The sequence below is a fragment of the Thauera sp. genome, from assembly GCF_035444905.1.
Lineage (GTDB): Bacteria > Pseudomonadota > Gammaproteobacteria > Burkholderiales > Rhodocyclaceae > Thauera.
In genome coordinates, this window is sequence record NZ_DAOMPS010000006.1 from 113,806 (window position 1) to 134,662 (window position 20,857).

General features: G+C 67.7%; 17 protein-coding genes and 3 tRNA genes. 3 read left to right on the forward strand and 17 right to left on the reverse strand.

The window, feature by feature from the left end; all coding sequences use genetic code 11:
• Positions 1-5: 5 nt before the first annotated feature.
• Positions 6-1,439 (forward strand): replication-associated recombination protein A, encoded by a 1,434-nt coding sequence (locus tag PLC66_RS04715; RefSeq protein ID WP_324538087.1) that lies wholly within the window; start codon positions 6-8, stop codon positions 1,437-1,439.
• On the opposite strand, the gene PLC66_RS04720 is transcribed toward PLC66_RS04715, so the two are convergent.
• On the reverse strand, positions 1,411-1,674 hold the full coding sequence (locus PLC66_RS04720) for a hypothetical protein (protein WP_324538114.1): 264 nt from the start codon (positions 1,672-1,674) through the stop codon (positions 1,411-1,413). The two genes, PLC66_RS04715 and PLC66_RS04720, sit on opposite strands and share 29 nt — an antisense overlap.
• Positions 1,675-1,940: 266 nt before the next feature.
• On the opposite strand from PLC66_RS04720, the gene serS reads away from it, so the two are divergent.
• Complete coding sequence (gene serS, locus PLC66_RS04725) at positions 1,941-3,233, forward strand: serine--tRNA ligase (protein ID WP_324538088.1); 1,293 nt, start codon at positions 1,941-1,943, stop codon at positions 3,231-3,233.
• A 30-nt stretch (positions 3,234-3,263) separates the two neighbouring features.
• Here serS and PLC66_RS04730 read toward each other — a convergent pair whose 3' ends face one another.
• The 11 genes from PLC66_RS04730 to PLC66_RS04780 form a co-directional block, all read right to left on the reverse strand.
• Positions 3,264-6,377, reverse strand: coding sequence for an efflux RND transporter permease subunit (locus PLC66_RS04730; RefSeq protein WP_324538089.1), 3,114 nt, complete (start codon positions 6,375-6,377; stop codon positions 3,264-3,266).
• Positions 6,374-7,558 (reverse strand): efflux RND transporter periplasmic adaptor subunit, encoded by a 1,185-nt coding sequence (locus PLC66_RS04735; protein ID WP_324538090.1) that lies wholly within the window; start codon positions 7,556-7,558, stop codon positions 6,374-6,376. Before PLC66_RS04735 ends, PLC66_RS04730 begins: the two co-directional genes overlap by 4 nt.
• A 137-nt stretch (positions 7,559-7,695) precedes the next feature.
• Positions 7,696-8,700 (reverse strand): DnaJ C-terminal domain-containing protein, encoded by a 1,005-nt coding sequence (locus tag PLC66_RS04740; RefSeq protein ID WP_324538091.1) that lies wholly within the window; start codon positions 8,698-8,700, stop codon positions 7,696-7,698.
• A gap of 134 nt (positions 8,701-8,834) precedes the next feature.
• Positions 8,835-8,911, reverse strand: a tRNA-Arg gene (locus PLC66_RS04745).
• 42 nt (positions 8,912-8,953) lie between these two features.
• Positions 8,954-9,030 (reverse strand) — tRNA-Arg (locus PLC66_RS04750).
• Positions 9,031-9,094: 64 nt separating this feature from the next.
• Positions 9,095-9,184: transfer RNA gene (locus PLC66_RS04755), tRNA-Ser, on the reverse strand.
• Positions 9,185-9,246: 62 nt separating this feature from the next.
• Positions 9,247-9,597 carry a carboxymuconolactone decarboxylase family protein gene (locus tag PLC66_RS04760; RefSeq protein WP_324538092.1) on the reverse strand — a complete coding sequence of 117 codons (351 nt, stop codon included), beginning with the start codon at positions 9,595-9,597 and terminating at the stop codon, positions 9,247-9,249.
• 33 nt (positions 9,598-9,630) lie between these two features.
• Positions 9,631-10,443, reverse strand: a complete 813-nt coding sequence (gene folE2, locus PLC66_RS04765; RefSeq protein WP_324538093.1) for a GTP cyclohydrolase FolE2 — start codon at positions 10,441-10,443, stop codon at positions 9,631-9,633.
• Positions 10,444-10,560: 117 nt separating this feature from the next.
• Entirely contained in the window at positions 10,561-12,429 is a 1,869-nt protein-coding gene (gene dxs / locus PLC66_RS04770) for a 1-deoxy-D-xylulose-5-phosphate synthase (RefSeq protein ID WP_324538094.1), read from the reverse strand.
• A 56-nt stretch (positions 12,430-12,485) separates the two neighbouring features.
• On the reverse strand, positions 12,486-13,394 hold the full coding sequence (locus PLC66_RS04775; protein ID WP_324538095.1) for a polyprenyl synthetase family protein: 909 nt from the start codon (positions 13,392-13,394) through the stop codon (positions 12,486-12,488).
• Positions 13,391-13,648, reverse strand: coding sequence for an exodeoxyribonuclease VII small subunit (locus tag PLC66_RS04780; protein WP_324538096.1), 258 nt, complete (start codon positions 13,646-13,648; stop codon positions 13,391-13,393). Before PLC66_RS04780 ends, PLC66_RS04775 begins: the two co-directional genes overlap by 4 nt.
• Positions 13,649-13,783: 135 nt before the next feature.
• Between PLC66_RS04780 and PLC66_RS04785 the strand changes: the two genes are divergently transcribed.
• Positions 13,784-14,881, forward strand: a complete 1,098-nt coding sequence (locus PLC66_RS04785) for an aromatic ring-hydroxylating oxygenase subunit alpha (protein ID WP_503012178.1) — start codon at positions 13,784-13,786, stop codon at positions 14,879-14,881.
• Positions 14,882-14,968: 87 nt separating this feature from the next.
• Here PLC66_RS04785 and ispH read toward each other — a convergent pair whose 3' ends face one another.
• The 5 genes from ispH to PLC66_RS04810 form a co-directional block, all read right to left on the reverse strand.
• Positions 14,969-15,907, reverse strand: a complete 939-nt coding sequence (gene ispH / locus PLC66_RS04790) for a 4-hydroxy-3-methylbut-2-enyl diphosphate reductase (protein ID WP_324538098.1) — start codon at positions 15,905-15,907, stop codon at positions 14,969-14,971.
• 41 nt (positions 15,908-15,948) lie between these two features.
• Positions 15,949-16,377, reverse strand: a complete 429-nt coding sequence (locus PLC66_RS04795; protein ID WP_324538099.1) for an FKBP-type peptidyl-prolyl cis-trans isomerase — start codon at positions 16,375-16,377, stop codon at positions 15,949-15,951.
• 21 nt (positions 16,378-16,398) lie between these two features.
• A complete protein-coding gene (gene lspA / locus PLC66_RS04800) occupies positions 16,399-16,863 on the reverse strand; it encodes a signal peptidase II (RefSeq protein WP_324538115.1) in 465 nt (154 codons plus the stop codon).
• 61 nt (positions 16,864-16,924) lie between these two features.
• Positions 16,925-19,756: an isoleucine--tRNA ligase gene (gene ileS / locus PLC66_RS04805; protein WP_324538100.1), complete on the reverse strand. Its 2,832-nt coding sequence runs from the start codon at positions 19,754-19,756 to the stop codon at positions 16,925-16,927.
• A 63-nt stretch (positions 19,757-19,819) separates the two neighbouring features.
• Positions 19,820-20,785 (reverse strand): bifunctional riboflavin kinase/FAD synthetase, encoded by a 966-nt coding sequence (locus tag PLC66_RS04810; protein WP_324538101.1) that lies wholly within the window; start codon positions 20,783-20,785, stop codon positions 19,820-19,822.
• Between the last annotated feature and the right edge of the window lie 72 nt (positions 20,786-20,857).

Here is a 20,857-nt window from a genome sequence, read left to right on the forward strand (position 1 = left end):
CGGCCATGGCCGATCTGTTCGAGTCGCTCGAGCCGCCGCGCGTGCCGCTGGCAGAGCGCATGCGCCCTAAGACGCTGGACGAGGTGGCGGGGCAGGCCCACCTGCTGGGCCCGGGCAAGCCCCTGCGCCTGGCCTTCGAGGCGCGCCGGCCGCATTCGATGATCCTGTGGGGGCCGCCCGGTGTCGGCAAGACCACGCTCGCGCGCCTGATGGCCGAAGGCTTCGATGCCGAGTTCATCGCGCTGTCGGCGGTGTTCTCCGGCGTCAAGGAGATCCGTGAGGCGATCCAGCAGGCACAGGTGGCCAAGGCACGCGGTCGCCACACGATCCTGTTCGTCGACGAGGTCCATCGCTTCAACAAGGCGCAGCAGGACGCCTTCCTGCCCTACGTCGAGCAGGGCCTGGTCACCTTCATCGGTGCGACTACCGAGAACCCGTCCTTCGAGGTCAATTCGGCACTGCTGTCGCGGGCGGCCGTGTACGTGCTGGAGGCCCTCGACGCCGAGGCGATGACGGCATTGTTCGAGCGCGCCAGAGCCGTGGCCTGCCCCGCGCTCGTGTTCGAGGACGATGCCCGCGAGCGCCTCATCGGCTTTGCCGACGGCGATGCGCGCCGGCTGATGAACCTGATCGAACAGGTCCAGGTGGCGGCCGAGACCGCGAGCGTGGCACCGGTGACGGGCGCCTTTGTCGAGCAGGCGCTGTCGCGCAGCCTGCGGCGCTTCGACAAGGGCGGCGAGGCCTTCTACGATCAGATCTCGGCCTTGCACAAGTCGGTGCGCGGCTCGGACCCGGATGCTTCCCTGTACTGGCTGTGCCGCATGCTCGATGGGGGGGCGGATCCGCTTTACCTTGGGCGCCGACTGATCAGGATGGCGGTGGAGGACATCGGTCTCGCCGACCCGCGGGCGCTGGAGATGGCGCTCAACGCGATCGCGACCTACGAGCGCCTCGGCTCGCCCGAAGGCGAACTCGCGCTCGCCCAGGCGACCATCTTTCTGGCCTGCGCGGCGAAGTCGAATGCGGCCTACAAGGCCTATAACGCAGCGCGCGCCTTCGTGGCCAAGGACGGCTCGCGACCGGTTCCGCTGCACCTGCGCAATGCGCCGACGCGGCTGATGAAGTCGCTCGATTACGGCAAGGCCTACCGCTACGCGCATGACGAACCCGACGCCTACGCAGCGGGCGAAAACTACCTGCCGGAGGGGCTGGATGCGCCAAGCTGGTACCAGCCCACGCCGCGTGGCCTGGAAGGCAAGATCGCCGAAAAGCTCGCACGCCTGCGCGCGCTCGACGCCGCGGCCGCGGCGACAGGGTCTGACGGGCAACAGGACGTGAGGGGGGCACCCGATTCGGTGTCACCCTCACGCCAAGGCCCGCACGCTGGGCGCGATGCGGGCGGGGAGAGATCTAGTGGGGCAGGGGATGATCTGCCATGAAGCGCGCGCACACCGAAGCAGCCTGCTCGGCCTTGCGCGCGTCGCCGCACGCATTGGCGCGCTCGATCAGCTCGAGCATGTAGTTGGTCAGCACCATCACGCCTTCGGGCGTTTGCACAAGCCCGCAGACCATCTGAGCCGCCGCAGCGTCAGGGATGTCTTCGTGCTCGGCGATCAGGGCGACCTCATCATCGGTCAGATCGCAATAGTCAAGGCAGTCACGAATAGATAGCATGCCGTTCTCCTCCAAGGTTGAGCCGTCTGACGCGGCTTGATGCCTCTCTGTCTCAAGGATAATGGACAGCATAGGTTTTGCAAGTTCGATTTAAGTGTCAGTGACTAATCAAGTTATTGATTGGAAAAGTTAATTTTTGCGCTGCGCCATCAGCCGCGGTGCTTCCAGAAGGCGCGTGTGACCATGGGCTTGCAGCCGTTTGCCGTGACGTTCTGCGAGCATTCGTTCCCAACTCATTGATAGAAAACCGTACCAGGAATTTCCCGATGCTCGATATCCAGCTTCTCCGCTCCCACATCGATACCGTTGCCGCCCGTCTCGCCACGCGCGGGCTGACGGTGGACGTCGCCGCCTTCCAGGCCCTGGAGGATGAGCGCAAGCAGTTGCAGACGCGCACCCAGGAATTGCAGGCCAGGCGCAATGCGCTGTCGAAGCAGATCGGCATGCTCAAGGCCAAGGGCGAGGACGCGGCGGGCGTGATGGCGGAAGTCGGCCAGCTCGGCGAGGAGCTCAAGGCCTGCGAAACGGCGCTGCCCGATCTGCTCGAGCGCATCAACGATTTCGTCTCGCGCCTGCCCAACCTGCCGCAGGACAGCGTGCCAGTGGGTGCGGACGAGACCGCCAATGTGGAGGTGCGCCGCTGGGGTACGCCGGCGCAGTTTGACTTCGAGGTGCGCGACCACGTCGACCTGGGAGCGCCGCTGGGGCTGGAGTTCGACACCGGCGCCAAGCTGTCAGGCTCGCGCTTTGCCTTCCTGCGCGGCCCGGTCGCGCGCCTGCACCGCGCGCTCGCCCAGTTCATGCTCGACACGCACACCCTCGAGCACGGCTATACCGAGTGCTACACGCCCTACATCGTCAACCGAGAGGCGCTGTTCGGCACCGGCCAGCTGCCCAAGTTCAAGGAAGACCTGTTCTGGGTGCTGCGCGGTGGCGACGAGGAGGGGCTGGAGCAGTACCTCATCCCGACCGCCGAGATCACCCTCACCAACAGCGTGCGCGACGACGTGCTGGCGCTCGATGCCCTGCCGATCCGCCTCACCGCGCACAGCCCCTGCTTCCGCTCCGAGGCCGGCAGCGGTGGCCGCGACGTGCGCGGCATGATCCGCCAGCATCAGTTCGACAAGGTCGAGATGGTGCAGATCGTCGAGCCCGCGCAGAGCGACGCTGCCCTCGAGCAGATGGTCGGTCATGCCGAGGCCATCCTGCAGAAGCTCGAGCTGCCGTACCGGGTGATCACGCTGTGCACCGGCGACATGGGCTTTTCGGCAGCGAAGACCCATGACCTCGAAGTGTGGTTGCCGGCGCAGAACACGTATCGCGAGATCTCGAGCTGCTCGAACTGCGAGGCCTTCCAGGCACGACGCATGCAGGCGCGCTTCAAGAATGCGCAGGGCAAGAACGAACTGGTGCACACGCTCAACGGCTCGGGCCTGGCGGTCGGCCGCACCCTGGTCGCGGTGCTCGAGAACCACCAGCAGGCCGACGGCTCGATCCTCATCCCCGCCGCCCTGCAACCCTACATGGGCGGGCTGGAGCGCATCGAGGCGCCGCTCTGACGATGGCTTGCGACGCCCGCCGCCGGAGGTTCAGGCCGCGGGCGCCAGGCGGGGACCGCGACCCTGGCGCCAGCCGTGGAAGCTCTCCAGCAGCGACAGCAGGGCGGGCACGAAGAACAGCACGAGCAGCGCCGAGAAGCCCAGCCCGAACGCGATCGAGGTCGCCATCGGGATCAGGAACTGGGCCTGCAGCGAGCCTTCAAACAGCAGCGGCGTGAGCCCGCCGATGGTGGTGAGCGAGGTCAGCAGCACCGCCCGCAGGCGGCCGCAGGAGGCGTCGACGAGCGCATCATGCTGGCTCGCACCCTTGTGCTTGAGCTCCTTGAACAGCGTCACCAGGATGATCGAGTTGTTGACCACGATGCCGGCGAGGCCGAACAGGCCGAACATCGACAGGATGGTGAGGTCGATGCCGAGCAGCCAGTGGCCGAAGATCGCGCCGGCGAGGCCGAGCGGGATGGCCGACATCACCACCAGCGGCCAGCTCCAGGACGAGAACGACCACACCAGCACGAGGTAGATCAGGCCCAGGCCCAGCACCAGGCCCGCGCGCATGTCGGCCAGGGTTTCGCGCTGGTCCGCGGAGCGTCCCTCGAAGCTGTACTCGATGCCGTAGCGGGCGGCAAGGCGTGGCAGGGTATCGCGCGCCAGTTCGGCCTGGATGGCGTTGGCGTTGTTGAGCTCGGTGTCGACCGCCCCCGACACCTCGACCGCGAGCCGCCCCTGCGCGTGGCGCAGGGCCTCGAAGCCGCGCCGCGACTCCCAGCTCGCCACCGTGGCCAGCGGTGCGAAGCGGCCGTCGGGCAGGCTTACCGTGATGCGCTCGAAGACGTCGAGCCGGCTGCGTTCGTCACGCGGCAGCAGCACGCGCACCTCGAGCTCGTCGCGGCCGACCTGGACCAGTTGCGCCAGCGCGCCGTCGAAGGCGGCGCGCAACTGGCGGCCGAGGCTCTCGGTGGTGAGGCCGAGGGCTTCGCCGGCCGGGGTCAGGCGATACACCAGTTGCTCACGACCAAAAGGCATGTCGTCCTCGGTCTCGCTCACGCCGGGAATGCCCTTGAGCGTCTCGGCGAGCGCGAGCGCGGCCGCCTTCAGCGCCTCGGCGTCGTCGCCGGTGAGGCGGACGTTGAGGTCGCGTCCGGGCGGCCCCGACTGACGTGCGGTGAAGGTGAGCAATTCGATGCCGGCGACCGGGCCGAGCTTTTCCCGCCAGGTGGCGAGGAAGCGCTCGTTGCGCACCTCGCGTTCGTCGGGGGGCGTCAGCTCGACCATCACGCCGGCGAGCTGGTCGCCACGCGCGCTGGTGCCGCTGCCGCTGCTGATGGTGCCGCCGAGGCGCGCGACCGCGGTGCGCACGAGGCCGCCGCCGAGTTCGGCCTCGGCTTCGAACAGCGCGCGCTCGAGATCCTGCAGGAAGGCCTCGGTGTGGTGGCGCGGCGTGCCGGCGACGAAGGTGGCGTTGGCGAACACGACCTGGCCCTCGGGAGTGGGGAAAAACACGAAACCGATTCGCCCGCCGGCGATCAGGCCCACCGCCAGCACCATCAGGCCGACGCTGAGCGCGACCGTGGTGCCGCGCCAGGCCAGGCTGCGTTCGACCAGGCGGCGGAACGGCCCGTCGCGAAAGCGGGCGAAGCCGGCGTCGAGCCGCTCGCGCAGCGCGGAGTGGTGCAGCCCGGCCTCGCCCGCGAGGGCGATACGCAGGTGGGCCGGCAGGATCAGGAAGCTCTCGAGCAGCGAGGCGGTGATCACCATGATCATCACGAAGGGGATGTCGCCGAGGATGTTGCCGATCACGCCCCCCACCATCATCAGCGGCAGGAAGGCGGCGACCGTGGTCAGCGAGGCCGCTACCACCGGCCACAGCATGCGCTGCGCGCCGCCGAGCGCGGCCTGAGCCGGGCCTTCGCCCATCTGGCGATGGGTGTCGGCGTCCTCGCTGACGACGATGGCGTCGTCGACAATGATGCCCAGCGCCATGATCAGCGCGAACAGGCTCATCATGTTGATCGTGCCGCCGAAGAAGAACATCAGCCCCAGCGTGGCCAGGAAGGCGGTGGGGATGCCGACCATCACCCACAGCGCGACGCGTGCGGGCAGAAAGAAGTAGAGCACCGCCACCACCAGCAGCAGGCCCGACAGGCCGTTGCTGACGAGCAGCCGGATGCGGTCGTTGATCAATTGCCACTGGGCGTCGAACACCTCCAGCCTGATCGTCGGCGGCAGCGTCGGGCGCGTCTTCTCCAGCCAGTCGTCGAGCACCCGTGCGGCCTTCAGCGAGTGGCCGCTCTCGCTGCGCTGCAGTTGCAGTTCGACCACGCGGTCGCCGCGCTCGAACAGGGCGAGCTCGTTGGCGCGCGGCTCGCGCGTGATGGTGGCGATCTCGCCCAGGCGCACGACGCCGCGTTCGTCGCTGATCACCGCCAGCGAGGCGAAGGCCTCGGCGCTGCGGCGCTGCTCCAGGCCGCGGATCTCGCGCGCGCCGTCGACCTCGCCGGCGATGCCCGCCGGCACGTCGCGTGCAAGCTGGCCGACGCGCTCGCCGACCTCGACCAGGGACAGGCCGAGGGTCTCGAGCGCCGCCGAAGGCAGTTCGATGGCAATGCGCTCCTCCGGCAGTCCGGTGATGCTGACGCGGTCGATGCCGGCGGCGAGCAGTTCGCTTTCGAAGCGCCGTACCCAGGGACGCAGCTCCTCGACGCTGTTGCCGCGCACGAGCAGGCGCGCGATGGGCTCGTAGCGCGACACCCGGCTCACCTCCGGCGCCTCGGCGTCCCGTGGCAGGTTGCGGAACTCATCGACGCGCTGGCGCACCTGGTCGAGCGCGAGCAGGGCGTCCGTGCCTTCGTGCAGTTCGAGGGTGATGCTTGAGACGCCCTGGGCCGAGGTCGAGCTCATGCGCTTGAGGCCGTCCACCGTCTTCAGGCGCTCCTCCAGGGGCGAGGTGATGCCCGCCTCGACGTCCTCGGCGGCGGCGCCGCTCCACACTACCCGCACCGAGATCACGTCGAGCTCGAAGCTCGGAAAGAACTGCACGTTCATGCGCATCAGGCCGACGGCGCCGAGCACGAAGGCGAGCAGCATCAGCACATTGGCCGCCACCTTGTGGCCGGCCAGCATCTGCAGCATGCCGGTGCGCTTCATCGCGCGGCGGTCTCGACGACTTCGACGGCCAGGCCGTCAATCGCGTGTGGCAGGTGGGTGCGCATGATCTGCATGCCGGTCTCCAGGCCATCGGCCCGCACCAGCAGCTGCAGGGTGTCGCCCTCACGTCGTTCGCCTGCGCGCGCCACGCGCAGGCCGCGGATGCGGCCGTCCTCGATGCGGTACAGGCGGTCGCCGCCATGCAGGGCCGAGGGCGGCACGGCGAACACGTCGTCGGCGAGCGGACGCTCGAGCACCGCATTGACGAAGGCGCCCACCGGTACCTTGGCCGCGTCCTCCAGGCGCAGCAGCACATCCACGCCGCGTGCGTCGGCCTCGCCGCTGATGCGCTGGAGGTGGGCGACGAGCGTGGTGGCACCGAATTCGGCGCGGGCGCGCGGTGTCTCGCCGCGGCCGAGCGCGGCGCGCAGTTCCTCGGCATAGATGGCGGGCACGCGCGCGCGCAGGTAAAGCGCATCCGACGAATACAGGCTGAGCAGGGTCTGGCCGGCCTGCACCTGGTTGCCGGGCGCCACTTCGACGGCGCCGATGCGGGCCGCGAAGGGGGCGACGATCTCGCCGCGCTCGGCATCGCGCCGCGCCTCGGCCAGGCGCGCCTGCAACTGCGCCAGGCGTGCGGGGTGCTCGGCGATGGCCTGCTGGCGCTGGGTGAGGGATAGGCGCACCCGGGCGACCTCCTCGCGTGCCTGGTCGAAGGCACTCTCGGCGCCGAGGCGGGCGTTCTTCAGACGCTCGAAGCGCTCGAGCTTGGTCTGGGCCAGTTCCAGCAGGGTGCGCTCCTGGCCGATGGCTTCCTGGTCGGCGCGGTGGCGGATGCGCTCGCGCTCGAGCTCGGCCGCCGCCTGGGCTACCCGTGGCTCGAGGTCGCGCGGGTCGAGGCGCGCGAGTACGGTGCCGGGCTCGACGCGGTCGCCGTCGCGCACCCGGACCTCGAGCACGCGCGCGCTGACCGGTGCCGCCGCCTGCAGGCGGTCGGGGGCCTCGATGCGGCCATACAACACCAGGGTGGGATGCAGGCTGGTCGCCGCGAGTTCGTGCGCCTCGACGCGCCACACGCGCTCGCGCACCTCCACGGCGGGGGCCTCGGGGCGGGTGGCGCGCAGGCCGGCAAATCCCGCGATGGCGACGAGGAGGATCAGCACAGGGAGCAGACGTCGCATCGGGCAGGACCTTCTCCGCAGCGATGCTGCGTGTCTATTAGAGAGTGCTTACTGTATTGCTGCCAGCACGCGGGCGGGCACATTCTTGCAGCACTGCAGGCCTTGCCGGCGCAGGGGTGGGACGGCGCGGCTGCGGCTCAGTCCGCCAGCCAGTCCGACTCCCACTGCGCCAGTTCGGGAAAGTGCTTGTCCGCCTCGGTCCGCAGCTCGAGCTCGAGTTGCTCGATCAGCGCCCGCAGCCTCGCATCGGGTGCCTGTGGCAGCATCGGCACGAGCTCGACGATCAGGTCGCCTGCCGGGCGGCTGCCGCGGGCGGGGAATCCGGCCGCCTCAACCCGCATTTCACGCGGGTGGGCGAGACCAGGTTCAAGCAGGACCGTACGCGGCCCGGCGGGATGCGGAATGGGCAGCGGGCCCCCGATCAGCATGCGCAAGGCACTGACCGGGCGTTGCAGCAGGAGGTTCCGGCCATCGCGGCGGAACAGGGCGTGGGGGGCGAGGCGGATGCGCAGGCGCAGGTCGCCGGGTGCGTGAGCGGGGTCGGCATGCGGCTCGCCCTCGCCCGCGAGGCGAAGCTCGTCATCGTCCGTCATGCCCGGTGGCACCTGAACCTGCAGCCAGCGTTCGGCCTGCTCTTCGCCGCTGCCGCCGCAGCAGGCGCAGGCGCGGGTGTGGCTGTAGCCCCGGCCCTCGCAGGCGTTGCAGCGCACCAGGCCGTTTTCCGAGCGCAGCCGGCCCGAGCCTCGGCACGGCTCGCACAGGCGACTGACGCTGAAGCGCTCGAGGCCGCTGCCACCGCACTGCGAGCACGGCTGAGGGCTGCGCACGCAAACATCCTTGACTGCGCCCAGGAAGGCCTCCTCGACGCTGATCTCAAGGGTCTGCGCGCGATCGGCGCCGCGCGCTGGGGGGGCTTCCTCCTCGGCGGCATCCGGACGCGCTGGCTCAATGCCGGACTCACCGTCGAGCAGCGCGGCGAGCAGGGCATCATGGGCCTGGCGCAAGGCCTTGAAGTGCTCCACCGCATGCGGGTCGGCGTTGCGATCGGGGTGCCAGCGCATCGCCAGATGGCGGAAGGCGCGCTTGATCTGCGGACGGGTGGCGCCGGGTTGGAGGCCGAGCAGTTGGTGGGCGTCGTGCATCTTCAGGGGGTCGTGAGGCAGGGGCGGCAAGCCGTGAGCTTAACCGAGCGCAGGATGCTGAAGAAGCGGCAGTGGCCGAGCGGGCCGAGAAACGAAAAAGGCCCGATCACGGGACCGGGCCTTTTTCAGCAATCTGGCGCGCCCGGAAGGATTCGAACCTCCTACCCCCTGGTTCGTAGCCAGGTACTCTATCCAGATGAGCTACGGGCGCGTTGCCGATATCGTTTAGAGCCCGAAGTCGGAAGGCTGTGAATGGCGCGCCCGGAAGGATTCGAACCTCCTACCCCCTGGTTCGTAGCCAGGTACTCTATCCAGATGAGCTACGGGCGCTTCGTACTGCACTGCGAAGGAGCGGCATTATATCGCCTGATGCCGCGCCTTCAACTGCTTTTTTTGGCGGAGAGGGTGGGATTCGAACCCACGGTAGGCTCGCACCTACGCCTGATTTCGAGTCAGGTACATTCGACCACTCTGCCACCTCTCCGCTCGAAGGTCGGCATTATAGTGAGTTTTCGGGAAATGTGAACAAATTTCTGCGGCGATCGATCACGCGCCCTTGGGCTGCATTTCTTCGAGGGCACGCACCGCCTCGGCCGCGTACATCAGCGCCGGGCCGCCGCCCATGTAGGTGCACACGCCGAGCGTCTCCATGATCTGCTCCCGGCTGGCGCCGATACGGATCAGGGCCTTGATGTGGAAGCCGACGCAGGCGTCGCAGCGCTGGGTGACGGCGATGGCCAGCGCGATGAGCTCCTTGTGCAGCTCGCTGAGGGCACCGTCCTGCAGCGCGCCCTTGGCCATCGCGCTGAAGCCCTGCATGGTGTCCGGCGTCTCCTTGCGCAGGGTCGCCAGCGCCCTGGACACGTCGGTGGTGATCTGGACGAAGGACTTCGACATCGCGCTGCTCCCGTAATTTAGGAGCTGCTTATATTAAGGGTTTGCGCTGCGTTTGTCGCGTTCGATCAGGGCGTAGGCCGAGTGGTTGTGGATCGACTCGAAATTCTCCGACTCGACCACGTAGGCATCGATGCGGGGCTCGCGGTCGAGCTGGCTGGCGACGTCACGCACCATGTCCTCGACAAACTTGGGATTGTCGTAGGCACGTTCGGTGACCCACTTCTCGTCGGGGCGCTTGAGCAATCCGAAGACCTCGCAGGAGGCCTGCGCCTCGACCAGCTGCACCATCTCCTCGATCCACAGGTGGTCGTTGAGCACTGCGGTCACGGTGACGTGCGAGCGCTGATTGTGGGCGCCGTAGGCCGAGATCTTCTTGGAGCACGGGCACAGGCTGGTGACCGGCACGACGACCTTCATCGAGAACTCATAATGGCCGCCCTCACGGATCGAGCCGATGAAGCACACCTCGTAGTCCATCAGGCTCTGCACGCCCGACACCGGGGCGGTCTTGTTGATGAAGTAGGGGAAGCTCATCTCCACATGCCCGGTCTCGGCCTCGAGGCGCTCGACCATCGCGCGCAGCATGGGCTCGAAGGACTCGACCGAGATCTCGCGCTCGTTGTCGTTGAGGATCTCGATGAAGCGCGACATGTGGGTGCCCTTGAAATTGTGGGGCAGGCCGACGTACATGTTGAAGTTCGCCACCGTGTGCTGCACGCCGCCCGCCTTGTCGGCGACCTTCACCGGGTGTCGGATCGACTTGATGCCGACCTTGTTGATCGCGATCTGACGGTTGTCCGCGCTGCCCTGGACGTCGGGCATGGGGAGTTCGGTGGGGGCGTTCATGGGCGTTTCTCTTGATTCGAAGTCATCGGGCCAGGTGCAAGCGAGTTGCACCTGGCCCGAATCTTAGCTTTCCCGACAAAAATGCTCAACTTTCAGCGCTGCGGGGCCACCGCGCTCTCAGCCCTGCGCGTCGAGCTCCTGCGCCTGGCGGATGCGGGCGAGGATGCTGTCGTGGTCGAGGCCGACCGAGGCGAGCAGCTGCGCCTGGTCGCCGTGGTCGATGAAACGGTCGGGCAGGCCGAGGCGCAGCACGCGCGGGCGGGTTCGCAGCCCTTCGACCATACGTGCGACCTCGCTGCCGGCGCCACCGATGACGGCGTTCTCCTCGAGGGTGACGAGCAGCTCGTGGTCGGCGGCAAGCTGCGCGATGAGTGCCTCATCGAGCGGCTTGACGAAGCGCATGTTGGCGACGCTGGCGTCGAGCGTGTCGGCCACCCTGGAGGCGACCTCGACCAGGCTGCCGAAGGCCAGCAGCGCGACGCGCTTGCCCTGGCGCAGGAGCGCACCCTTGCCGATCGGCAGCGCGCGCATTTCGGCCACCGGCGCCACGCCCTTGCCGCTGCCACGCGGATAACGCACTGCCGTCGGTCCCGGATGACGGGTGGCGGTGTACAGCATCTGACGGCACTCGTCCTCGTCTGCCGGTGCCATCACCACCATGTTGGGGATGCAGCTGAGGTAGGAGAGGTCGAAGGCGCCGTGGTGGGTGGCGCCATCGGCGCCCACCAGGCCGCCGCGGTCGATGGCGAACACCACCGGCAGGTTCTGCAGCGCGACGTCGTGAATCAGCTGGTCGTAGGCCCGCTGCAGGAAGGTCGAGTAGATCGCCACCACCGGCACGAAGCCTTCACAGGCGAGGCCGGCGGCGAAGGTCACCGCGTGTTGTTCGGCAATGCCGACGTCGAAGTAGCGCTCGGGGTACTCCTGGGCGAAGCGCACCAGGCCCGAGCCCTCGCGCATGGCCGGGGTGATGCCGACGATGCGCGGATCGGTCTTGGCGATGTCGCACAGCCAGTCGCCGAACACCTGGGTGTAGGTGAGCTTGCCGGCGCCCTTGCCGGTCTGGATGCCCGCCGTATGGTCGAACTTCGACACGCCGTGGTACAGGATCGGGTCGGCCTCGGCGAGCTTGTAGCCCTGGCCCTTGCGCGTGATCACGTGCAGGAACTGCGGGCCGGTGAGCTTCTTCAGGTTCTGCAGCGTCGGGATCAGCGCGTCGAGGTCGTGGCCGTCGATCGGGCCGTAGTAATGGAAGCCGAACTCCTCGAACAGCGTGCCCGGGCTGATCATGCCCTTCGCGTACTCCTCGACCTTGCGTGCGAGCTCCGCGACCGGCGGGGCGATGCCGAGCACCTTCTCGCCCATGCGGCGCGCGGTGTTGTAGGTCGAGCCCGACAGCATGCGGGCGAGGATCTTGGTGAGTGCGCCGACCGGTGGCGAGATCGACATCTCGTTGTCATTGAGGATGACCAGCAGGTTGAGGTCTTCCATGTCGCCGGCGTTGTTGAGGGCCTCGAAGGCCATGCCCGCGCTCATCGCGCCATCGCCGATCACCGCGATCGCGTGGCGGTCTTCCTTGCGCGCGCGTGCCGCGACCGCCATGCCGAGGGCGGCCGAGATCGAGGTCGAGGAATGCGCGGTGCCGAAGGTGTCGTATTCGCTCTCGCAGCGGCGCGGGAAGCCCGAGATGCCGCCCCAGTGGCGCAGCCCGCCCATGGCCTGGCGACGGCCGGTGAGCACCTTGTGGCCGTAGGTCTGGTGGCCGACGTCCCACACGATGCGGTCGTACGGGGTATTGAAGACGTGGTGCAGGGCGATGGTCAGTTCGACCGTGCCCAGGTTCGACGACAGGTGGCCGCCGGTCTTCGACACCGACTCGATCAGGAAGGCACGCAGTTCGTCGGCCAGGGTGCCGAGTTCGCGGCGGTCGAGCGCCCTCAGCTCGGCGGGCGAGCCGATGCGTTCGAGGTTGGGGTAGGGGGCCATGGGTCCAGCGTTCCTTGCTTGTTGTCGTGGGGCGTCGTCGGCAGGGTGTCGCGGACTCAGAAGGCGCGATGCACGATGTAGTCCGCGAGCTGGGCCAGGCGGGTGGCACGCGCGCCGAAGGGGGCGAGGGTCCGCAGCGCGTCGGCAAGCATGTCCTCGGCCAGGCGGCGCGCGTCGGCCAGGCCGAGCAGGCTGACATAAGTGGGCTTGTCGTTGTCGGCGTCCTTGCCGGCGGTCTTGCCCAGGGTGGCGGTATCGGCCTCGGCGTCGAGAATGTCATCGACGACCTGGAACAGAAGGCCGATCACCTTGGCGTAGTGGTCGAGCCGGTCGAGGTCGTCGGCCGAGAGGTCGGCGCCGGCGCGCGCGCCGAGCAGCACCGCCGCGCGGATGAGCGCGCCGGTCTTGTGCACATGCATGAACTCGAGCTCGGCCCGGCTCAGCTGCAGGCCGACCGAGGCGAGGTCGATGGCCTGGCCGCCTGCCATGCCGCGCGAGCCTGACGCGATCGCCAGCTGCGACAGCATGTCGAGCTGGGTTGCGGGGTCGAGGCCGAGCGAGTTGTCGGCAAGGGCCTGGAAGGCGAGCGTCTGCAGCGCGTCGCCGGCGAGGAGCGCGGTCGCTTCGTCGTATTCGACATGCACCGTGGGCTTGCCGCGGCGCAGCACGTCGTCGTCCATGCAGGGCATGTCGTCATGGACGAGGGAGTAGGCGTGGATCAGCTCGACTGCGCACGACACACGGTCGAGGTGCTCGGGGCGTGCCGCGGCAAGTTCGCCGGCGGCATGGGCGAGCAGCGGCCGCACGCGTTTGCCGCCGCCGAGCACGGCGTAGCGCATCGCCTCGTGCAGGCGCGTCGGCGCGATCGAAGCCTCGGGCAGGACCTCGGCGAGGGCAGCCTCGGTGCGCTGCTGGACCTGGCCCATCCAGTCCTGGAAAGAGAGATGGGAGTGGGGCTCGTTCATTCGCCTGCCTCATTTGTGTCGCTGCGGAACCCTTCCGCGGCGAAATCAACCAAAGTATCACCTTCGAGAATCCGCACGCGCTGCTCCGCCTCACTGAGCGTACCCTGACAGTAGCGCAGCAGGCTTACGCCGCGCTGATAGCGGGCGAGCGAATCTTCCAGCGGGAGATTGCCCGATTCCATCTCCTGGACGATGGCCTCGAGCTCGGCAATGGCGGCTTCGAAGGATTTGGGGGAGGTCGCCGACTTTGGCATGGATGAATATCTGGCGCGGCAAAGGCGGAAAAATAACCGATCGCACGTCTGGCGGTCAAACGGGGGCTGACTTAAACTAACTCGTTTATTTTTCCGGCTTTCTGGTCGCACAAGGGGGGTTCGGGCGTGTCCGACATGGCTTTCAATACCGATCTGGCTCAGGCAGTTTCGCAACTGCCGGTGTCGTGGTACTTCGATGAAAAGGTGTTCGAGCTGGAGAAGAAACTCCTCTTCGATGCCGGTCCGGGGTACGTCGGCCACGAGCTGATGGTGCCTGAAGTCGGCAATTACCGCTCCCTCGAATGGCTGGATCACGCCAAGCTGCTGTTCCGCACCGATGCCGGCGTGCATCAGATGTCCAACGTCTGCCGCCACCGGCAGGCCATCATGCTGCAGGGCAGCGGCACGACCGAGCACGTGGTCTGCCCGGTCCACCGCTGGACCTACAACCAGCAAGGTGAGCTGATCGGTGCGCCGCATTTCGCCCAGAAGCCCTGCCTGGGGCTCAAGCGCGATGCGCTCGAGAACTGGCAGGGCCTGCTGTTCAAGGGGCCACGCTCGGCCAATGCCGACCTCGCCGGCATGGAGGTCGGGCGCGAGCTTGATTTTTCCGGCTACAAGCTCGACCGGGTGCAGATCCACGAGTGCAATTACAACTGGAAGACCTTCATCGAGGTCTATCTCGAGGACTACCACGTCGTCCCCTTCCACCCTGGCCTGGGCAACTTCGTGACCTGTGACGACCTGTCCTGGCAGTTTGGCGACTGGTATTCGGTGCAGAAGGTGGGCATCACCTCGCTCGCCAAGCCGGGCTCGGCCACCTACGCGAAGTGGCACAAGGCGGTGCTCGACTGTTACGGCGAGAAAAGGCCCGAGCACGGTGCGATCTGGCTTACGTACTACCCCAACATCATGGTGGAGTGGTATCCGCATGTGCTGGTGGTGAGCACCCTGATCCCGACCGATATCGACAAGACGACCAACGTGGTGGAGTTCTACTACCCCGAGGACATCGTCGAGTTCGAGCGTGAGTTTGTCGAGGCCGAGCAGGCCGCGTACATGGAAACGGCGATCGAGGACGACGACATCGCCGAGCGCATGGATCGCGGGCGGCTCGCGCTGCTCAAGGAGGGGCGCAATGAAGCCGGCCCCTACCAGTCGCCTTACGAGGACGGCATGCAGCACTTCCACGAATTCTACCGGCGGATCATGGAGCCGCACATCGGGCGCTGAGCCCGCCCATCGCGGCAGCGCCGTGAAGAAAAACCCCGGCAGGCGAAGGGCCTGGCCGGGGTTTTTTGCGGCTGTACCCGTGCAGGCTCAGCGTGCGTCCTGCAGCTCCCGCGGCAGCGGGAAGGTCACCTTCTCCGGCACGCCGTCCAGGTTGCGCACCGAACTTCCGCTTAGTGCCTTCAGGCGCGCGATCACCTCTTCGACCAGCACCTCGGGCGCCGATGCGCCGGCGGTGACGCCGATGCGGCGCTTGCCTTCGACCCAGGCCGGATCGATCCCGGCCGCATTGTCGACAAGGTAGGCCGGTACGCCGCGCAGTTCGGCGACCTCGCGCAGGCGGTTGGAGTTGGAGCTGTTCTTCGAGCCCACCACGAACACCACGTCCGCATGTGGGATCATCAGCTTCACCGCATCCTGGCGGTTCTGCGTGGCGTAGCAGATGTCGTCCTTCTTCGGGCCGACAATATTGGGGAAGCGCGCGCGCAAGGCATCGACGATGGTCGCCGCATCATCGACCGACAGCGTGGTCTGGGTGACGTAGGCCAGCAGGTCGGGATTGGCCACCTGCAGCGCGGCCACGTCCTCGGGCGTTTCCACCAGATGGATGCCGGTCTTCACCTGGCCCATCGTGCCCTCGACCTCGGGGTGGCCCTTGTGGCCGATCATGATGATCTCGCGGCCCTGCTCGCGCATGCGGCCGACCTCGATGTGCACCTTGGTCACCAGCGGGCAGGTGGCATCGAACACACGCAGGCCACGCTTCTCGGCCTCGTCGCGCACCGCGAGCGAGACGCCGTGGGCCGAGAAGATGACGGTGTTGCCGGTCGGCACTTCATCGAGCTCCTCGACGAAGATGGCGCCCTTGTTGCGCAGGTCGTCGACCACGAACTTGTTGTGCACGACCTCGTGGCGCACGTAGATCGGCGCGCCGAAGCGCGCCAGCGCACGCTCCACGATCTCGATCGCGCGTTCTACGCCGGCGCAGAAGCCGCGCGGGTTGGCCAGCAGGATTTCCTTGTCGTTCATCGTTTCACTTTCGGGTATCGGGTTGGGGGCGCTCGAGAGCATCAGAGGATGCCGATGACCTCGACCTCGAAGCGGATCTGCTTGCCCGCGAGCGGATGGTTGAAGTCCACCAGCGCCGATTGTTCATCGATCTCGCGCACCAGGCCGGAGTAGCGCGAACCGTCCGGGGCGGTGAATTCCATGATGCTCATGGCTTCGATCTCCTCGTCCGGCATGTGTTCGCGCTTGACGCGCTCGACGAGCTCGGCACGGTGCGGGCCGAAGGCGTTCTCCGGCTCCAGCTCGAACACGTGCCGGGTGCCGGGGGCGAGGCCGACGAGCAGCATCTCCATCGCCGGCAGCATCTCGCCGGCGCCGAGTTGCAGCGTGGCGGGCGTGGCGTTGAAGGTGCTGATCAGGGGCTGGCCGTTGGGCAGCGAGATGCGGTAGTGCAGGGTGACGAGGCTGTTGGCTTCGATGGTCTGGCTCACGATGGGGGCTCCGGCGTGGCGTCAGGGCTGGGCAGGGTGGCCGCGGAACTGGCCCCACAGCATCAGCACGACGCCGACGGTGATGGCCGAGTCGGCCAGGTTGAACGCCGGCCAGCTCCAGCCGGCGTAGTGGAAGTGCAGGAAGTCCACCACCGCCCCGTGCAGCAGGCGGTCGTAGACGTTGCCGATGGCGCCGCCGATGATCAGCGCAAACGCTGCGGGCAGCAGCTTCTCGTGGCGGTGCTGGTACATCAGCATCAGCAGCCAGCCACTGATCACGACCGCCAGCACGGTGAAGAACCAGCGCTGCCAGCCGCCATGGTCGGCAAGAAAGCTGAACGCGGCACCGGGGTTGAAGACCAGCACCAGGTCGAAGAAGCTCGTGACCGGGATCACCTGGCCGTAATGCAGGTTCGCCAGCACGAGCTGCTTGGTCAGCTGGTCGAGCACGCCGACCACCACCGCCAGGATCAGCCAGGGCAGCATCAGGGCCAGCGCGCTGCGCGAGTGGGGTGTCGGGTGGGGCGTCGTCATCGTCGAAGTCGCGTCAGGCATGGGCGCGGATTTCGCCTTCGCCGAACAGGTTGCTCACGCAACGTCCGCACAAGGTCGGATGCTCGGCATGGCTGCCGACCGAGTCGACGTAGTGCCAGCAGCGCTCACACTTTTGCGTCGCGCTCGGGGTGGCGACGATGCGCTCGTCTTCGGCACTCGCGGCCTCGGTGAGGGTCGCGGTCGAGGTCATGGTGACGAAGCGCAGGTCATCGCCCAGGCTCGCCATCGCGGTGAACTTGTCCGAGCTCAGCGCGAGCGCGAGCTCGGCCTGCAGCGAGGCGCCGACCTTGCCCTCGGTGCGCAGCGCCTCGATCACCTTCAGGCCCTCGGCGCGCACCGCGCGGATCGTCTCCCAGCGCGCGATCAGGCCGGCTTCGCCTTCCTGCGCGGGCAGGGCGTGGAAGGTGTGCAGCATCACGCTGTCGGGCTCCTCGCCGGCCCTGGCCGGGTTGAGGATGGCCCAGGCCTCCTCGGCGGTGAAGGACAGGATCGGTGCCATCAGCTTCAGCAAGGTCTGCGTGATGTGCCACAGCGCGGTCTGCGCGGCGCGGCGCGGCAGGCTGCCGGCGGCGGTGGTGTACAGGCGGTCCTTGAGGATGTCGAGATAGAAGGCCCCGAGGTCTTCTGCGCAGAACACCTGCAGCGCCTGCACGATGCGGTGGAATTCCATCTTCGCGTAGTCGGCCTCGGCCTGCTGCGCGAGCCGGCGGGTGAAGGCCAGCGCATAGCGGTCGATGTCCATCCACTGCTCGAGCGGAACGGCGTCCCTCTCGATGTCGAAGTCGGCGGTGTTGGCGAGCAGGAAGCGCAGGGTGTTGCGCACGCGGCGATAGACCTCGACCACGCGATCGAGGATCTCCTTCGAGATCGACAGCTCGCCCGAGTAGTCGGTGGACGCCACCCACAGGCGCAGGATCTCGGCGCCGAGCTTGCTGGTGACTTCCTGCGGCACCACCACGTTGCCGAGCGACTTGCTCATCTTGCGCCCGGCCCCGTCCACCGCAAAGCCGTGGGTGAGCAGGCTGCGGTAGGGCGCGTGGCCGTCGATCGCGCAGCCGGTGAGCAGCGAGGAGTGGAACCAGCCGCGGTGCTGGTCCGAGCCCTCCAGGTACATGTCGGCGCGCGGGCCTTCCGGGTGACCGTCGTTGTGCGAGCCGCGCAGCACGTGCTTGTGCGTGGTGCCGGAGTCAAACCAGACGTCGAGCGTGTCGCTGATCTTGTCGTACTGGGCGGCCTCGGCGCCGAGCAGCTCCGCGGCGTCGAGCCTGAACCAGGCTTCGATGCCTTCCTTCTCCACGCGCAGCGCGACCTCTTCCATCAGCTCGACGGTGCGCGGATGCAGCTCGCCCGTTTCCTTGTGCAGGAAGAAGGGGATCGGCACGCCCCAGTTGCGCTGGCGCGAGATGCACCAGTCGGGGCGGTTGGCGATCATCGCGTGCAGGCGCGCCTGGCCCCAGCCGGGGTAGAACTTGGTGGCTTCGACCGCGCGCAGCGCGCGCTCGCGCAGTGTCGAGCCGTCGGCGGCGTCACGGTCCATGCCGACGAACCACTGCGCTGTGGCGCGATAGACCAGCGGCGTCTTGTGCCGCCAGCAGTGCATGTAGCTGTGGGTGATCTTGCCGTGCGAAAGCAGGGCGCCGACCTCGGCGAGCTTGTCGACGATGGCCGGGTTGGCCTTCCAGATGTTCATGCCGCCGAAGAAGGGCAGGTCGGACACGTACTCGCCGCCGGCCATCACCAGCGACAGGATCTCCTCGTTGCTGCGGCCGTAGGCGCGCCACGAGTTGAAGTCGTCCACACCGTGCGCCGGGGACGAGTGCACGATGCCGGTGCCGGCATCCACGCCCACGTAGTCGGCCAGATACACCGGCGACACACGATCGAAGAAGGGGTGGCGGAACTCGATGCGCTCGAGTGCGGCGCCCTTGGCGGTGGCGACGATGTTGCCCTCGAGCTGGAAGCGCTGCAGGGCCGATTCGACGAGGTCCTTGGCCAGCACGAGCAGGCGGGCGCCGCCGTCCTTCAGCGTCACCTCGACCAGCGCATAGTCGAACTCGGGGTGGGCGTTGAGCGCCTGGTTGGCGGGGATGGTCCACGGCGTGGTGGTCCAGATCACTGCGGCGGCGGGCTTGTCGAGCTTCGCCAGGCCGAAGGCGGCGGCGAGCTTCCCGGCATGTTCACCGGAGACCGGGAAGGCGACATCGATGGTCGGCGAAGGCTTGTCGGCGTACTCGACCTCGGCCTCGGCCAGCGCCGAGCCGCAGTCGAAGCACCAGTTCACCGGCTTCAGGCCCTTGAATACGTAGCCGTTCTTCGTCATCTCGGCGAGCGCGCGGATTTCGTTGGCCTCGTTGGCGAAGTCCATCGTGCGGTAGGGGTTGTCCCAGTCGCCGAGCACGCCGAGGCGGATGAAGTCAGCCTTCTGGATCTCGATCTGCTCGGCGGCGTAGGCGCGGCATAGCTCGCGGACCTTGTCCGCGGGCAGGTTCTTGCCGTGGGTGACCTCGACCTTGTGCTCGATCGGCAGGCCGTGGCAGTCCCAACCCGGCACGTAGGGCGCATCGAAGCCGGCGAGCGTCTTCGAGCGCACGATGATGTCCTTGAGGATCTTGTTCAGCGCATGGCCGATGTGCAGGCTGCCGTTGGCGTAGGGCGGGCCGTCGTGGAGCACGAACTTGGGCCGGCCGGCGCTGGCCTTGCGGATGCGCTGGTAGAGCTTCTTCTGCTGCCAGTCGGCGATCCAGTTCGGCTCGCGCTTGGGCAGGTCGCCGCGCATCGGGAAGGGGGTGTCGGGCAGGTTGAGCGTCTTGCGGTAGTCGGCCATGGCGGATTCGATGTCTGTGGGGTCGGTTCGGTTCTTCGAGTGCCCTGCAGTGCTCGGGGGCAGTCAGGGGTGTTCCGGTTGCGACGGCTCGGTCGGGTGACCCGGGTGCGATGCGAACCAGGCGCGGGCCGTCTCGGCGTCGCGCGCGATCTGCGCACGCAGCGCTTCCAGCGAGGGGAACTTCTGTTCGTCGCGCAGCTTGTGCAGGAAATGCACGCGAATGTGGGCGCCGTAGCACTCCGCGGTCCAGTCGAACAGGTGCACTTCGAGCCGGGCACGGCCGTTGGCCGTTGCCGTGGGCCGCAGGCCGATGTTGGCCACGCCGGCAATGCGCTGCTGCGCCAGCCCCTCGACGCTCACCGCATACACCCCCGTGAGCGCCGGACGGCGGTGCTTCATCTGGATGTTGGCAGTGGGAAAGCCCAACTGGCGCCCCAGCTTGTCGCCGTGGCTGACACGGCCGGCGATGCTGTAGGGCCGGCCGAGCAGGCGCGCGGCGTGGCCGAGATCATCCTCGAGCAGGGCCGCACGCACCGCGGAGCTCGACACGCGCTCGCCGTCCACGCCCAGCGTCGGCATGGCCTCGACCCCGAAGCCGTGGCGTCGGCCCGCTTCCTGCAGCATGGCGAAGTTGCCGCGGCGGCGGGCGCCAAAGCAGAAGTCGTCGCCAATGTAGAGGTGGCGCACGCCCAGTCCGCGCACCAGGGTGTCGTCGATGAAGCTCTCGGCCGATTGCGCCGCCAGGCGGGCATTGAAGCGGCAGACGTAGGTGCGATCAACCCCAGCTGCCTGCAGCAACAACAGCTTCTCGCGCAGCGAGGCCAGGCGGGCAGGCGCGTCGGCCGGGCTGAAGTACTCGCGCGGATGCGGCTCGAAGGTGAGCACCACCGCCGGCAGGCCGAGCTCGCGGGCCTTTCCGGTAAGCAGCGTGAGCAGGGCCTGGTGGCCGCGATGCACGCCGTCGAAGTTGCCGATGGTGAGCACCGAGGCCGTGTCGGCCTGCTCGGGAATCCCGCGGTGAACCTGCATAAGCGCCTGAAAAAGCCGCAATTATAGCGACAAAGCCCGCGTCTGCGGGCTTTGCGGCTGGGGAGCGAGGCG

Bases quoted from the DNA above. Each gene is read 5' to 3' on its own strand.
- PLC66_RS04715 (WP_324538087.1), top strand. From the start codon at position 6: ATGGCCGATCTGTTCGAGTCGCTCGAGCCGCCGCGCGTGCCGCTGGCA.
- PLC66_RS04720 (WP_324538114.1), bottom strand. From the start codon at position 1,674: ATGCTATCTATTCGTGACTGCCTTGACTATTGCGATCTGACCGATGAT.
- serS (WP_324538088.1), top strand. From the start codon at position 1,941: ATGCTCGATATCCAGCTTCTCCGCTCCCACATCGATACCGTTGCCGCC.
- PLC66_RS04730 (WP_324538089.1), bottom strand. From the start codon at position 6,377: ATGAAGCGCACCGGCATGCTGCAGATGCTGGCCGGCCACAAGGTGGCG.
- PLC66_RS04735 (WP_324538090.1), bottom strand. From the start codon at position 7,558: ATGCGACGTCTGCTCCCTGTGCTGATCCTCCTCGTCGCCATCGCGGGA.
- PLC66_RS04740 (WP_324538091.1), bottom strand. From the start codon at position 8,700: ATGCACGACGCCCACCAACTGCTCGGCCTCCAACCCGGCGCCACCCGT.
- PLC66_RS04760 (WP_324538092.1), bottom strand. From the start codon at position 9,597: ATGTCGAAGTCCTTCGTCCAGATCACCACCGACGTGTCCAGGGCGCTG.
- folE2 (WP_324538093.1), bottom strand. From the start codon at position 10,443: ATGAACGCCCCCACCGAACTCCCCATGCCCGACGTCCAGGGCAGCGCG.
- dxs (WP_324538094.1), bottom strand. From the start codon at position 12,429: ATGGCCCCCTACCCCAACCTCGAACGCATCGGCTCGCCCGCCGAGCTG.
- PLC66_RS04775 (WP_324538095.1), bottom strand. From the start codon at position 13,394: ATGAACGAGCCCCACTCCCATCTCTCTTTCCAGGACTGGATGGGCCAG.
- PLC66_RS04780 (WP_324538096.1), bottom strand. From the start codon at position 13,648: ATGCCAAAGTCGGCGACCTCCCCCAAATCCTTCGAAGCCGCCATTGCC.
- PLC66_RS04785 (WP_503012178.1), top strand. From the start codon at position 13,784: ATGGCTTTCAATACCGATCTGGCTCAGGCAGTTTCGCAACTGCCGGTG.
- ispH (WP_324538098.1), bottom strand. From the start codon at position 15,907: ATGAACGACAAGGAAATCCTGCTGGCCAACCCGCGCGGCTTCTGCGCC.
- lspA (WP_324538115.1), bottom strand. From the start codon at position 16,863: ATGCTGCCCTGGCTGATCCTGGCGGTGGTGGTCGGCGTGCTCGACCAG.
- ileS (WP_324538100.1), bottom strand. From the start codon at position 19,756: ATGGCCGACTACCGCAAGACGCTCAACCTGCCCGACACCCCCTTCCCG.
- PLC66_RS04810 (WP_324538101.1), bottom strand. From the start codon at position 20,785: ATGCAGGTTCACCGCGGGATTCCCGAGCAGGCCGACACGGCCTCGGTG.